A 14,746-nucleotide genomic window follows, 5' to 3' on the forward strand; every position below is an offset into this window, starting at 1 on the left:
GTTCACCCCTAATCAGAATGACATAAAGTATCCTACACCAATTTGCAAGAATGAAGTTGTATCAAGTTTAAATAACATATCGTAAATACTTCTACTTATATCGTCTGGAAAGAGCATGGAGTATCCAGCTGTTGCAATGATCCCAGATTTAGGTTCAAATTCGTATTTAACTTGTATACCTGCATTTAAGCCGAATATAGGTAAAAATGAATCATTACTATCATTATTTGTGTTGTAAATTGCTAGAATTTGCAGGCCACCATGAATTCCTGCAGAAATTTGTCCTACTTCAACAAGGTCGAATTTTCCACCGACTGTTACATATCCTGGTATGTATCCTACAAAAGAGGAAAGAACAATACCACTTTCAACGTATAAATTATTTTGCCATCCCACAAATCCAAGTGCAATTTTTCCAGCGTATAATCCAACATTTATTCCGCCAAACATTGAGGATACTGGATATTCTATTGCAGGATCATAGACTGAAGGCATTGCTCCATATTTAAATTTTGCAATGACAAGATTATTATTCCTGTCAATTCCTATTACTTCAGCGTAACCAATTTCTCCAGTTGAGGTTTCTAATTTGAATATAAAACCATTTTTTGCAATTTTTGGATCAAGTCCTGCAAGGTAAATTTTGTTTCCTTCAATTTTTGAAACATATGCTTCTAATTTAAAATATTCTCTTAATGATAGCCACATATCTTCAGCACTAGACATAAGTATGGAATTAATGGCTTTTTGCGGAGTCTCTTCTTCAGTATAAGTTTCTTTTGCAAATGGTGTAGAAGCAAGGAGTTCTCCGGTTTTAAGATCGTACAATTTTAAAGAAAGTCTTAAACTTGCAGTATAGCCGTTTTTTTCATAATTTGATGTAAGTTCGGTGAGAGTTAACAAAATTGCATATCTTGCGCCCAAGATCTTTCCAGCTTCAAATGTTTGCTCAACAATTCCTAGATCTCCAAGGTTTCTTTCTTTGACTATCATATCTAAATCATTACGGGAGAATACCCTAAATCTTCCAAGTTCTAAGGCTTTTTGCTCTAGTATTGATATGAGAAAATCTGCTTCATCCATATTCCAACCATTTCCAATTTTTGCAGGAAGTATTACTATTCCAATTTTTTCTGATACTGTGATTGCAAATAATGACGAAAGTAAAATAACGATCATTAAAAATATTGCCAACTTTTTCATTTTCTCACCCCCATGAGATATTATAGCATAAATTAATTTTTAAAAAAAATATTAAAATCCAAATACAATACCTGATGAAAATCCTTTTTGAGAAATATCTAGGAAAAATCCAAAAATTTCATTTGAAAACAAAGAATATTTTTTTGCAGTATTTATTCTTAAAGCTGGCAAAAATTCAAATGATTCTTCTTTAAAATATAAACGTAAAATGGCATCAAAAATCCAAATTCTTTTTGAAATTTCAAATGTATAATAGTCACTAAAAATTCCAAATCCAACTGAAAAATTGTCGTTTCCTTTAATATCAAGGTTTCTAATATTAAAAAGTAGGTAATATTCTTCAAAATTTGATAAACCTATCATTGTGCTGATTCCAACTCTTAAGGGATATTCAAATGCTTCAGAAGCAAGAGAAAACTTTTCAATTTTTTCATCAAGAAGATAGAAAATATCCCCACTTGAGCTTGTAGCAAAAACATTAGTTATTTTTAAATATCCTTCAGTCCAGTGGTCATCAGAAATCCTAAATACTTGTCCTCGTTTTATACCAATGTTTTCTCCATCGTAGAGTTCAACGTTTAATTTTTCTACTTTTTTTACCATTGAAGAAAGTGGAAAAGCTTTTTTTAGAAGATTTTTAATGTCAGAAGAGAAACTTTTGTATAAGTTAAGTAAGCTTTCTATTTTGCTTTCTGTTTCATAACTTTTAAATCTGTCGAGTATTCTTATTTCAGGAAAGTGCAAAGTTTTTTCTAGATATTTAGAAAAAATTACTCTTGCTGTTTTTGTTTCTATAACGTTCAAAAGTATTGAATAATATATATTTGTATATTTTAAATTATCGATAGATACAACATCGTAAAAATTGGAAAATGTAGTATATCTTTCCTTTTTCCATATAAAGTTTAAGATCTTTACATAATTTCCATTTTCTCTGTCCGGTATGTAATTTTTACCGTCGAAAGAATAATATTTACCAACTTCTACCTTGTATCCATTTGACAAGTAATGTCCATTCATATCGTTTCTAAAGAATAATAATTCATCTTGAGTCGTATTTTCCTGGTAGTTGCTAATATTTTTGACGGAAATTATGTATTCGGGAACTCTAAATTTTAGCTCTATTTGGTTACCTATAAGATCTCTTAGTCTTAGTTCATCAAATATGTAATATAGGTATTTTCTATCGTATATATTGTATCTATTATCTTCTTGAAGTTTTTCTAAAACAAATGCTTTTAGTTTGTCAGGAATTTTTTCACCAAAATCTACTACAATATCTATTTTGTCTGGGTAAAATTTGTTTAGGTTTTTGTTTAAATTTATTAGTTGTTGGTTTATATCACTTAATGATCTTACTTTGAAAACAAAAGGAGTAAATGATTTTAAAAATAGATTTTCGTAACATATCTCTACTACATAACCTGAAATATAGTAATATTCTTCTTTTATTGTTTTTTCGTACTTTTTATAAAAGCTACTTTTTATATATTTTTGCTTTTCGTTCCTAGCCCAGTAGAAATGACTTGCATATACGTATTGTCCATATTTATTATCTACTATGAATCTATCGTATTTGGGGTTATATGTATACCTTTGATGGTTGCTGGTGTAATAATAGTCTCCATTGTAATAAATGTAATTTCCGTATCTATCAGGATAAAATTCTACTTTTTTGCTTTGTACCAATTCTTTTTCAACTGAAAAGATATTTATTACAACAAAATCGTTACTTTTGTAGAATAAATCACTATTTATGTCTAGCTTGAATCCAGTTTTGTTAATAATTATAACTTTTGAAAATAGTGATATTGAAAATATTAAAATTAAGATTATTACTTTTTTTACCATGAAAAACCACCACCAAAATTAAATGTCTTGTTTTGCAATGAATAATTAAACATCAGATCAAATAAATCGTACTTTATCATACCTCCTATTGAAAAATCATTTGATAGTAGAAGGTAAGTTTTTAGTTCATAAAAATCGAATATGTTATATCCAAGTGTAATTATGTAATTTTGAGTATTTGTCAAGTAATCTACAACTAAAAATGCCTTTTTATCATTGTAAACATCTCTTTGTCTTAGACCTAAAGAAAGTTTCAATCCATTACTTGTGTAGTATATACCCAGTGATACAGGAATGAATATTTTTTTACTATCTTCAACTACTTGATCTCCAATTTCTATTTTTGAATGTTTTTTTAGGTAATAAAATTCTGCTTCTGAATAATTGTTTTCAACATTTCTTATAACTATTTGGCCTTTATTTTCTGTTATTGTAAATACTGTTCCAGGTAGTACTCCATCTTTTTTGCCTATGTTCAATATTACTCTGTCTTTTTTTAAGTCGTAAATTAGTCCTTCTAATTTATAAGCATTTTTAATATTTTCAAGTATGTTTGACTTTATTACTGATGCAATATACTTCAAAATTTCTATTTGACTATTCTCTTTTTTTAAGGCCTTTAAAATCGTTTCATCCCATTTATACCATCTTTTTTTAATTTCTTTTGAAAAGCTAAAAGAACCGTTTGCATATCCAAAAAGATTGTAATATACTTTTCCACTAACTTTATATACTATCTTTTCATGAGAAAATTTTGTGTAAAAATCATTGAAAGTATAGAATTTTCCGTCGTATCCTTTTATGTAATACCCCTCTTTTGAAGGAATATATCTTGAGGTATTTGCATCATATGAGTAGTAGATCCCTTTTTGAACTTTAATGTATTTTTCACCTACTCGTATATAATCTCCAGATTCATTGTTTACAATATAGTCTTTTTTTATTTTTTCTTCTTTTATTTGCAAATTTTTTATTACAACATCAAAATTTATGATTGGTTGTTTGCTTTCTTTTAATATAAGATTTTTGTTTGATAATAAATCTTGTAGCCTGAGTTCTTTATACAATTTTTCAAGTTCTTCTTGCAAATAAAGTTTGAATTTCCCACTTTCTATTATGGAATCATAAATAGTTGCATTAATAATTTCTATATAACTTGGAGCTGTAATATTTATTTTAACGATTGGAACATTAGAAAATAGTGTAAGACCAACTCCAAGAAATAATAAAATTAACTTTTTCATTAATCCACCTCCTTGTATTAATGAAATTATATCAAATTAGTGATATAATTTGATATGAAAATTAAAATGATAAAGGGAGGGGTATCTTTGTTATTCAAGGACATATTGTTTCAAATAGCGATAGTGTTAGTAGCATTGTTTGCAAGTCCAAAATACACATATGAATTCAGTGTTCCAAAGTATGCAATATTGACACTTTTTATGTCAATAATGTTTACTTATCTTGCATTTAAATGGATTAAAGAAAAAAAGATAAATTTTTATATTACACCTGCACATATTGTATGGTTTTTATTTTCTATATCTTCTGTGATTTCATCATTTAACGTTTTAAGAGATAATCCATTTTATTTTAGAAGATCTATTGATATAGCATTGTATGTTGTTTTTAATGCGTTACTTGCAATTTTTATAAGCAGTGAGTATAAAGAAAAAAAGAGAATTCACATGTTTTTGCTAACATTTATGATTACCGGCTTTGTCATTTCAATTGATGCACTTTTAAATTTTTATGGCGGATATTCTATGTTTTTAGGTAATGTTGGGGAAGCATTTTCAAGGGCAGCTATAAAATCAACAGTTGGTAATGTTATATTTACCGCAAATTACATTGATATGCTTCTTCCAATTGCTTTGTATTTTATTCTCTCGAATGAAATATCTTTTAAAGGATTCTGGCAGGTAGCTTTCTTGAAAATTTTTGCATTTGTTTCATTTGCAATAGGATTTGTTGCAGTCATAGTCTCTCAGACAAGGTCCGAGTATCTTGCAATAATAATAATGACATCACTTTATGTCATAATGTACTTGATATGGAGAAAAGGCAAAAAGGTTAATGAAGAAATTCCAAAGAAGGTAAGAGCTATAACAAGATATCTATTTGTAAGTTTAATTGTCCTTTCTATTATTATAGTGATTGTTTTTAATACTGATAATCCTTTAACAAATGGTGGTAAAGTAAGTATGACAAGCAGATTTTCTGCTATGAGCTCAGTTTCAAGTAAAGATGAAAGATTTTTGTCGTGGTTTACATCTCTAGAACTTTGGGAAGATCACAAAATTTTTGGAAGCGGAATAGCAACATATCAACTTTTATCGATATCAAAAATGGGGGAATACCTTGAAAAACACCCAGAACTTTATTATGGATGGAATAACTTTAAAAGAGCCCACAATGATTATTTTCAAGTGTTAGGTGAAACTGGGATAGTTGGTTTTTCATTATTAATAGCCCTTTTAATTATCCTAGCTTATTACTTTTTTACTATACCAAAGAAAATAGAGGACAGGGATGATTTACTACTATTTTTATCGCTTTCAATATCTATAGTTGGATTTGCAATTCAAAGTTTCTTTAGTTTTCCAGGGCATCTTTTACCGAATGCTCTTGCGGCCACTTTCTTTGCAAGTGTTGCTATTGGCCCATACTTTACTAAAAAAGAATATAAGCAAATAAAGGGTATCTCAGCTGTCGTTGTTGCAGTACTTGTTGTTTTGTTAGTTTATACAACAACTTATTTAAGATGGAACAGATTTATTTCTGAAGTCAATTTTAAAAATGGTAATACAGCATACCTTACATATGCAAAAATAATGGAGGAGTATCCTAAAATTGATGCATATATCAGCCAACTTGAAGGTAGGCTTGATGATTTGAGAAATTACAGTGGAGAATTTTCACAATTAAAACCTGAAGTTTGGAAAGAGCTTAAGAAAAAAGAGTATGAAAGCAAGAATTTGCCATACAATGAAATTGAAATTGAAAACCAAAGAATAGCAGCAATAAATAATGTAAGAAGTCAGATACTTTCACAGATTCAACAATTAAAAGAGCAAAAAGTAAAACTTCCAAAAATGGCAAAACAATATTATGATACTGCAAAAGAGAAGTTATTGAAAAGTGTAAGTGTAGAACATACATATGGTAAATCATATTTTTATCTTGCAACTCTTTGTGTTCAAGATTTTAGAGTGCAAGAGATGAAAAACAATATAAAGACTAGTTACGAGAAGATATTTAATCAAGAATACGATGATTATCAAAAGATAATTGCAGAGCAATATAAGTACAAATGGCTTTCAAAACTTACTCCATATATTAAACAGCACATGGAAATCTTGGATAAATTTGATTTTGCTACAACTCAAGCATTAATAGATTCTATTGGTATATATGAAACATCACTTCTTGCATTTAATGAAAGAAATACCTACAAAGCAATTGCTATGAGGTACCATAGTTTACACAATCTCTTTAAGGAATTACTTTCATATCTACCAAAAGATTCAGAATATTATGAATATGTTAAAGAACTAGTTATAAAAACTTTTGATGGATATGTTAATTATTCCAAAAAAACGATAGTTAATATGCCGGGTGGCTGGAATAGATTCCCAGATTGGAAAAATCCTAATATTTCAAAAGCATCAAGAGGTCAAGACATATACAGATTTTTTGCAGGCATGGTATTTAAATTGCAACCACCTACAATTCCATCAGTAGTTGAATTTTTAGATTGGCTTTCAAAGATGGAAATAAAAGCAGCAAAATATATGTCTTTAAAAGGCATTTGGGGTGTTCCAAATGGTGTTATAGATTTTATCCATGCAACTGCATTTGAGTATTACAAAAATGGACGATTTCAAGAATCTATATATACGCTTGAGAAAATAAAGAATGATTATAAGGAATCGTATGAAATAGCAAGAAAAGATGTTGCAAAATATGTTAAAAGTTTTGAAAATCAAGTGGAAAGTTTAAAGGAATCTTACAGCATGCAGATAGAAGATGTGCTTTTGTCTAAAAATGTTCATCCACAGGCAATAAAGGTAATAGTAAATAAGTTTAAAGATACAGTTGATAAAATAAAAGAAGGATTTTTGAACTATAACTATCTATCACTTGAGGCAACGTATATGAAAACGTTGATAGGAAAGAATTACATAAGCTGGTATGATACGGCAAAAGATACTATTTGGCCTTCAATTTGCGTAAAGTATTTAAATGAATTTTTATCAGAACTTCAAAAATTGGGCTTAAATACGGATTCAATAATTAGTATTAAGGGAAAAATTGAAGTAATGATAAATAACCCACCTAGTTATGCAATGGTGTATGAAAGTTATGCAAGGTTTATTGCACATTACAAATTAGTTGAAAATGATCTAAAATATAATGCAAAACAATTACTAAATAATTATAAAGAAATGACTGATAATATGTGGGAAGCAGTAATTTCAGATTGGTCAAATACTTTGTTTGAAGCTACACCACTGAATACGAAAGAAAAAATTATTGAATATCTTGAAAATATAGTTAAAGAATAAAAAGCAAAAATTAAGACTCCGAAGCTAGCTGGCTTCGGAGTTTTTTATCAGAATATAATCAAAAAATGAATAAAATTATGGTAAAATATTATTTGAAATGAATTACTACCTAAAAGGGAGGTGTGAATTATGAGAAAAGTATTAGTTATTTCAAGTTTATTTATTATTTTATTTGCATTTTTTGGTTGTTTAAACTTGTTTGAAAAGACTACAACGGTTTCGGTGCTTTTAACAGATAGACCAGTTTCAGATATTGATAAATTAACAGTTGATATTTCTTCCTTTACATATCATTACGCAGTAGGTGATGAGGAAGGGCAATGGGCAACACCTACTAATGTTGCAACTACGATAGATATATTAAGTCTTGCAGGGACAGAAGTTTCATGGTTTAATATTGAACTTCCTGAAAATGCGTCATTAACTCAGTTAAGACTAACAATTGAAGAAGCTACTGTAACAATTGGAGGAGAAGAATACCCTGTAGAAGTTAAAAATAAAGATGTTAAAGTAATTAAATCTGCATTAAACATTCTAAGTGGTGGAGAATTAGTACTTGATTTTGATTTAGCACGTTCTCTACATCAGAAAGGATCATCAAATGTATATATTTTAAATCCAGTGTTAAAACCAACATTTAGAAGAGGAAAGTTGTATTTTATAAAGGGTGAAGTTCTTGAATCAGGAAATCCTGAATCAGGAAATCCTTTAAAATTGTCTATAGTAGCTTTAATGCCTACTGATGAATCAACTGTATTAAGAATTACGATGACTAACAAGTATGGAGAATTTAATCTTGGAAAGTGGAAAGATGGTGAATATCTAATAAAAGTGTATAAGAATGTAGAATTACCAGACGAAACTGAAGATTTAGATTTGTTAGCGTTTACTGAAGATGCTTCTGAAATTGTAACTGTAAGTGGAGAAGATGTGTTCAGAACCATAAATGTCAAATAATTAGTATCAAAAATTACAACAAAAGCAGCCGCACATGCGGCTGCTTTTTATTATGCTATTGATGTATTTATCCTCTTAAATAAATTAAGTATAGTACAAACAAGAATGCAAGAATCCAATTTAGCCAGTGAACATCTTTTGTTTTACCGCTGAATGTTTTTACGATTGGATAGACGATTAAACCGAGTGCTATACCATTTGCAATTGAATATGTAAGAGGCATTATTATCATTGTTATGAAGGCAGGTAGTGCTTCTGTTATATCATCCCAGTTAACACCTTTGAGACCTTTGAGCATTAACGCACCAACAAAGATAAGAGCAGGTGCGGTAGCTGCAGCTGGAATACTCATTCCAAGAGGTGCAAAAAACAGCATTAAAAGCATTAAAATTGCAACAACTACTGCAGTGAGTCCAGTTCTTCCGCCTTCTGCTATACCCGTACTACTTTCGATATATGTAGTAACTGTAGAAGTTCCAAATAATGCACCTACAGTTGTTCCAACCGCGTCAGAAAGATAAGCTCTGTTAGCCCTTGGAAATTCACCATTTTTAATAAATCCTGCACTTTCAGCAAGACCTGTTAATGTTCCAAGAGTATCGAAAAAGTCAACAAAGAAGAAAGTAAATACGACTATCCAGAATGTTCCACTTGCAAGATCGGCCCATGAGAATTTTTCAAATAATTTGAAAAATGTAGGAGAGATATCTGGTATTTTTCCTACTACTCCTTGAAAGTTTGTTACATTAAAGGCAGGTATCATTCCTATAAATGTTGATGCTAGAATACCTATTAAAATTGAACCAGGAACTCTAAGTGCAAACAAAATAGCGATAATGAAAAATCCGATTATTGTTACTAAAGCAGTTGGAGAAGTTAAGTCACCAAGTGTTACGTAAGTTACACCATCAGCAACTACTATACCAGCACTTTTGAGTCCTATAAATGCTATGAAAAGTCCTATACCAGCACTTGTTGCAAGTTTAATTGAATTTGGTATTGCTTTAACTACAAATCCTCTAACGCCGCTAACTGCAAGTAAAATGAACAATATACCTTCTACAAATACTGCGGCAAGTGCAACTCTCCAATCAATTCCTAGTTTTCCACAAACAGTGAAAGCAAAATATGCGTTAAGCCCCATTCCAGGTGCAAGTGCAAATGGATAATTTGCCCAAAGTCCCATAATTAAAGTTGCAGTTGCGGCACCTAATATAGTTGCAACCATGAATGCACCAAAAAACTGTGCGTAAAGAGGACTATCAGGAGTTGCACCGGGAATAACGTTGATCAAGATGTTTGGGTTTACGAATATGATGTAAGCCATAGTTAAAAATGTAGTAATACCTGCAATAATCTCGGTCCTGACAGAACTGCCACTTTCTTTCAGCTTAAAGAACTTTTCCATACTCTCTCCTCCCCCTTGAGAAATAAAGATAGAAAAAGCTTTATTTTATTTGGATTTTTGTTTTTCTAGCAAATTCTACCATAACCCCATCCACTATAATGTTATCTATATCCATATGCTCTACAAATTCAACGATCATTTCTTCTAATTCCTTTTTTTCTCTGTTTAATTCCTTTATTGTTTCTTTTACCTTTAAATATCTCCTGACTAATTCTTCGAGTGTGTTGTTTTCCATTTTATTCTACCTCCTCTATAGCCTCTTTTATTTTTTGAACAATTATTTCAATTTCTTTTTCTTCTAATTCTGGGAATATTGGTAGAGCAAGAGTTGTTTTGGAAAGTTCTTCTGAAACAGGGAGATTTCCTTCTTTATATCCTAAATAAGCGAAACATTTTTGAAGATGAAGTGGAACCGGGTAATAAAGGCTCGTTCCTACTTTGTTTTCCGATAGATATTCTCTAACCTTTTCTCTTATTTTATTACTTTTGAATTTTACTACATATTGGTGGAATACGTGGTATTTGTAAGTTTTGTTAAGAATTTTCGGATATATTACTTCTAATTTGTGCTTTTCAAATTCTTCTTTGTATTTTTTGGCAATTTTAATTCTATTTTCAGTCCATGAATTTAGATATTTAAATTTAACATTTAAAATTGCAGCCTGAATTTCATCTAATCTTGAATTAAAACCTATTTCTTCATGAAAATATTTCTTTTTTGCACCATGTACTCTAAGCATTTTTGCCTTTTCATATATTTTTTCATCGTCTGTTACGATCATTCCCCCGTCGCCATATGCCCCTAAATTTTTAGTTGGAAAGAATGAAAAAATAGCAGCATCTCCAATGCTTCCGCTTTTTTTGACTTGACCATTTAAAATCCCTTCTGAGCCTATTGATTGAGCACAATCCTCAAGAATTTTTATGCCATACTTTTCTTTTAAATAATATAGCCCTTCAAGATCAACAGTCTGTCCAAAAAGATGAACAGGGATTATACCAAATACCTTTTCCTTTTTTAGTATCTCTTCAACCTGATTTAGATCAATGTTATAGGTTTCACTGTCAACATCTACAAATATAGGGATACCACCATTTCTAACAATTGCCGAAGCTGTAGCAAAAAATGTATATGGAGTTGTTATTACTTTATCATCTTTTTTAATTCCCATTGCTTTTAATGCAATAACAAGTGCATCGCTTCCATTTGCAACACCTATTCCAAATTTAACACCAATAAAATTTGCAATATTTTGTTCTAATCTTTCAACTTCTTGTCCTAGAATTACCCTTCCATTTGAAAGAACATTATCAATTGCTTCGATTATTTCTGATTTGATTTTTGAATATTGTCTTGTAATATCAAATAAAGGTATCATCTTTTCCCCTCCCACTTGCAGTATTTTGAAATTGGGCATATTTTACAATTTGGAGATACAGGTTTACACACTTTTTTTCCAAATTCCACCATAGAACCATTGATAGGCCCCCAAAGATTTTTAGGAAGTATTTCCATGAGTTTGAATTCAGTTTCTTCTGGAGTTTTTGTATTTACCCACCCAAGTCTGTTTGAAATCCTATGAACGTGAGTGTCAACTGCTAATGCTGGTTTTGAAAAAGAAACGTATAAAACTATATTTGCTGTTTTTCTACCGACACCTGGGAGTTTTAAGAGTTCTTCTAAACTATCTGGTACTATTCCAGAGTATTTTTCAACTATTATTTTTGAAATTTCTATGATTCTTTTTGCTTTTTGCCTGTATAAACCTGCTGGTTTTATTAATTCATATATATCTTCTTCTTTTGCTTTTGAAAGTTCAAGCGGTGTTTTATATTTATTAAAAAGATTTTCAGCGGCAATTTCGGTATTTTCATCTTTGCTTCTTTGACTTAGAACTGTTGTTATTAAAACTTTAAAGGGATCTTTTTCTTTATGATCCCTTGGAAAATTCTCAATTATTAACTTTGCAACTTTTTCAATTTCCATATTTTTCCTCCAATAACTTTCTTGCAACCTTTTCGTCATTTTTCATTTGCTCAATTAAAGCATCGATACTATCAAATGTTGTTTCTTCCCTCAAATATTCAAGGAGTTCAACTCTAATTTCTTTGCCGTATAAGTCTTCGTTAAAATCAAGAATGTAAACTTCGTATTTAACGCTTTTTGTTTTTTCAACAGTTGGCCTTAGTCCGATATTCATTAATCCAAAATGTAATTTTGGTGTATAAACTTTACATAGATAAACTCCAAATTTTGGAGTAATTAACTCTTTGGATCTTCTAATATTTGCTGTTGGAAAGCCTAATTTGCGTCCAAGTTGTTTGTCTTTGTATACTTTTCCATAAATAGGGTAATTTCTTCCAAGAAGGTAATTTACCTTTTGAATGTTGCCTTCTTTCAATAGCTTTCTTATTAAAGTACTACTTACTCTCTTACCATCTATTATTAGATCAGCGACCACCTTAAGATTAATATTTTTTTCCTTTGAAAGATTTTCAAGTAACTTTATATCTCCTGCAGCATTTTTTCCAAATCTAAAGTCTTGACCAACTACTATTGCTTTGGTGCCTTTTGAAATAAAATCAAAAAAATCGTAAGGTGAAAGATCTTTAATCTCGTGAAGATTTAATGTATAAACGTTGCCGTACATTTCAAGTAGGGTAATTCTATCTTCAAGTGAAATTAAGAGACCATCGAAATTTCCTGTATAATATTCCATTGGAAAAACTATTGTATATATTTCAGGAGATGCATTATATTTCTTTGAAAGATTTTTTAGAGAGTTTAGAATTTCTTGATGGCCTTTATGTACTCCATCAAATACACCCACCGTTACTATGCGCATATAACCACCTCAAATTGATTATACCATTCTCATTTTACACGATAATATAATAATTATTACACTTTCTTTAGTTTTGTAAATTTTCAGAATTTCCTTTTTTCTTAAAAATTTTCCTTATTAATTTGAAAGTATAGTATACAATAACTGCGAAAGCAACACCAAATGTAATGCCTGATAGGTCAATAATTACATCGTTTAATGAGGAACCACGATTGTAATACTGCTGGGTATATTCATCTAAAACTGCTATAAGATTTGGAAAGGTTATAGCAAGTAGGATCGAAAAAATATTTTTAATAAGCAGATGAAAACCAAAAAAGCTGATAAAACCTAGTATAAAATATAGGCCAAAATGTGCGGTTTTTCTTACTAACATTTCCGCAGGAACGTATTGGGTTTTGAACCATAATTTCTTTAAAAATATTTCCACCTTTTTAAACAATGTGGTATCTGAAAAGTCTATTATCTGATCTATTTTTCTTAATACTTTCGTGACAAAAGATGATTGTTGCGATGAATAAAGAGGATTACGTGAGGAAAAATAAAATATTAGTAAGATCCAAAGTATGATTAATATGAAAATAAAAATTGCTTTTTTCTTCATTTATTATCACCGTCATATTTAAAAACTTCTAATTTGAAAATTATAAAGATTGAAAATAAAACAGAGATAACAAAAGAAATATATGGATTAAAAAGAAAATAAAATCCATTTAGTGAAAAGAACAAATATATTATTAGAAAAACAAATACAGCTTTTCTCCTATCTTTTACCTTTTCAAACACTTTATTAAAAATATTATTTTTGTCATTTTCTATCGAATGCTTTTTGTAGATTATTTTTCTAAATATACCCGCAGCTGTATCTAATAAATATGGTAAAAGAACTATGATAGAAGCAAAAAAGTATACATATCCCTTTGAAAGGGAAGAAATTACTGAAATTCCAAAAATACTTCCAATAGCGTATTTTCCTGTGTTTCCCAGGAAAATTTTTCTTGTTGAGAAATTATAAATTACATAAGCGATTAAAGAGCCAGAAATGGAAAGTAGAAAGTATTTATTGAATGGAACTGAGATAGTTAAAACTAAAAAAAGTGAGGAGATTAAAAATACAATAGAAAGAGGATTTCTTTTTTCCTCTTTATTTTGTATTGAGTTAATTATGAATATAAAGAATAAAATAGCTATTATTAAATCAACGGGATTTGATAAATATTGACTTACTGCAAGGTACCCTAATAATGCTTCTATAGAAAGCTTTATCAAATAATTTATTGTTTTAAAGTCAAGGTAAATACCTAAAAATCCAAATATAATAATATAAAATTTTTGAAAAATATTAAACGGTGTACAAAGTAATAGTGAAAAAATAATAGATAATCCACCAAAATATGGAATGTTATACTTAATAGATATTTTTCTTATTATAGGAAGTGATATAAGTGATAATAAAAACGAAAGAATAAAAGACCAGAGCATTTTTTCCTCCTATACTTCGTTTTTTTCTAATTTTTCTGTATTCTTTAAAATTTGGTTGAAAATTTCCAACTTTTCTGAAGCTTTTTCTACATGTTTTCCTTCAAGTAAATCGTATCTGATAGCATTTGAAAGCGATGGTGAACTACCATGACTTATAGAAGTCACGGTTTCCTGCTTCAACCAGTGATGGCTCGTAGACCCTTTGCAGGTTCCGCCGCCAGAGCACTGTCCACAGGCGTAAATTCGGACGGTTCCCGCCCTACTCGTATTGTTAAGCCATATTTGGCTAAATTTTTTGCGGCATTTATATCTCTATCATGCTCTGCTTTGCATATTGGACAGACCCATTTTCTTATTTTCAAATCTTTAACTTCTTTATTAACATAGCCGCATACACTACAAGTTTGACTTGACGGGAAAAATCTATT

14 protein-coding genes are annotated in these 14,746 nt (G+C 29.8%); 2 read left to right on the forward strand and 12 right to left on the reverse strand.

Annotation, left to right across the window (positions count from 1 at the left end; translation table 11 throughout):
- Positions 1 to 12: 12 nt before the first annotated feature.
- Genes JG780_RS04295 through JG780_RS04305 form a run of 3 tightly spaced genes read right to left on the reverse strand, consistent with a single transcriptional unit; the run spans position 13 to position 4,298 of the window.
- Complete coding sequence (locus tag JG780_RS04295) at positions 13 to 1,203, reverse strand: CsgG/HfaB family protein (RefSeq protein ID WP_004100486.1); 1,191 nt, start codon at positions 1,201 to 1,203, stop codon at positions 13 to 15.
- Between the two features lie 51 nt (positions 1,204 to 1,254).
- On the reverse strand, positions 1,255 to 3,054 hold the full coding sequence (locus JG780_RS04300; RefSeq protein WP_287569313.1) for a hypothetical protein: 1,800 nt from the start codon (positions 3,052 to 3,054) through the stop codon (positions 1,255 to 1,257).
- Entirely contained in the window at positions 3,048 to 4,298 is a 1,251-nt protein-coding gene (locus JG780_RS04305; protein WP_287569314.1) for a hypothetical protein, read from the reverse strand. Before JG780_RS04305 ends, JG780_RS04300 begins: the two co-directional genes overlap by 7 nt.
- Before the next feature lie 87 nt (positions 4,299 to 4,385).
- On the opposite strand from JG780_RS04305, the gene JG780_RS04310 reads away from it, so the two are divergent.
- Positions 4,386 to 7,625: an O-antigen ligase family protein gene (locus JG780_RS04310; RefSeq protein ID WP_287569315.1), complete on the forward strand. Its 3,240-nt coding sequence runs from the start codon at positions 4,386 to 4,388 to the stop codon at positions 7,623 to 7,625.
- A 129-nt stretch (positions 7,626 to 7,754) separates the two neighbouring features.
- Complete coding sequence (locus JG780_RS04315; protein ID WP_287569316.1) at positions 7,755 to 8,582, forward strand: DUF4382 domain-containing protein; 828 nt, start codon at positions 7,755 to 7,757, stop codon at positions 8,580 to 8,582.
- Positions 8,583 to 8,649: 67 nt separating this feature from the next.
- On the opposite strand, the gene JG780_RS04320 is transcribed toward JG780_RS04315, so the two are convergent.
- The 9 genes from JG780_RS04320 to JG780_RS04360 all read right to left on the reverse strand — a co-directional run.
- Positions 8,650 to 9,990 (reverse strand): NCS2 family permease, encoded by a 1,341-nt coding sequence (locus JG780_RS04320; RefSeq protein ID WP_004100513.1) that lies wholly within the window; start codon positions 9,988 to 9,990, stop codon positions 8,650 to 8,652.
- A 40-nt stretch (positions 9,991 to 10,030) separates the two neighbouring features.
- Entirely contained in the window at positions 10,031 to 10,225 is a 195-nt protein-coding gene (locus JG780_RS04325) for a hypothetical protein (protein ID WP_004100515.1), read from the reverse strand.
- A gap of 1 nt (position 10,226) precedes the next feature.
- The gene (locus JG780_RS04330; RefSeq protein ID WP_287569317.1) at positions 10,227 to 11,369 is read right to left on the reverse strand and encodes a DegT/DnrJ/EryC1/StrS family aminotransferase; all 1,143 of its coding nucleotides are present in this window, start codon (positions 11,367 to 11,369) and stop codon (positions 10,227 to 10,229) included.
- On the reverse strand, positions 11,366 to 11,977 hold the full coding sequence (gene nth / locus JG780_RS04335) for an endonuclease III (protein WP_004100519.1): 612 nt from the start codon (positions 11,975 to 11,977) through the stop codon (positions 11,366 to 11,368). The genes JG780_RS04330 and nth overlap by 4 nt, the downstream gene beginning before the upstream one ends.
- Entirely contained in the window at positions 11,967 to 12,836 is an 870-nt protein-coding gene (locus JG780_RS04340; RefSeq protein WP_287569318.1) for a bifunctional riboflavin kinase/FAD synthetase, read from the reverse strand. The genes nth and JG780_RS04340 overlap by 11 nt, the downstream gene beginning before the upstream one ends.
- A gap of 67 nt (positions 12,837 to 12,903) precedes the next feature.
- Positions 12,904 to 13,440: a VanZ family protein gene (locus JG780_RS04345; protein ID WP_287569319.1), complete on the reverse strand. Its 537-nt coding sequence runs from the start codon at positions 13,438 to 13,440 to the stop codon at positions 12,904 to 12,906.
- Positions 13,437 to 14,318 carry a hypothetical protein gene (locus JG780_RS04350; protein ID WP_287569320.1) on the reverse strand — a complete coding sequence of 294 codons (882 nt, stop codon included), beginning with the start codon at positions 14,316 to 14,318 and terminating at the stop codon, positions 13,437 to 13,439. The genes JG780_RS04345 and JG780_RS04350 overlap by 4 nt, the downstream gene beginning before the upstream one ends.
- A gap of 9 nt (positions 14,319 to 14,327) precedes the next feature.
- On the reverse strand, positions 14,328 to 14,498 hold the full coding sequence (locus JG780_RS04355) for a hypothetical protein (RefSeq protein WP_287569321.1): 171 nt from the start codon (positions 14,496 to 14,498) through the stop codon (positions 14,328 to 14,330).
- Positions 14,495 to 14,746: zinc ribbon domain-containing protein (locus JG780_RS04360; protein ID WP_287569322.1), on the reverse strand; the 252-nt coding region annotated here is incomplete at its 5' end. The genes JG780_RS04355 and JG780_RS04360, both read right to left, overlap by 4 nt.

The organism is Thermosipho sp. (in: thermotogales), from assembly GCF_020054775.1.
GTDB lineage: Bacteria > Thermotogota > Thermotogae > Thermotogales > Fervidobacteriaceae > Thermosipho > Thermosipho africanus.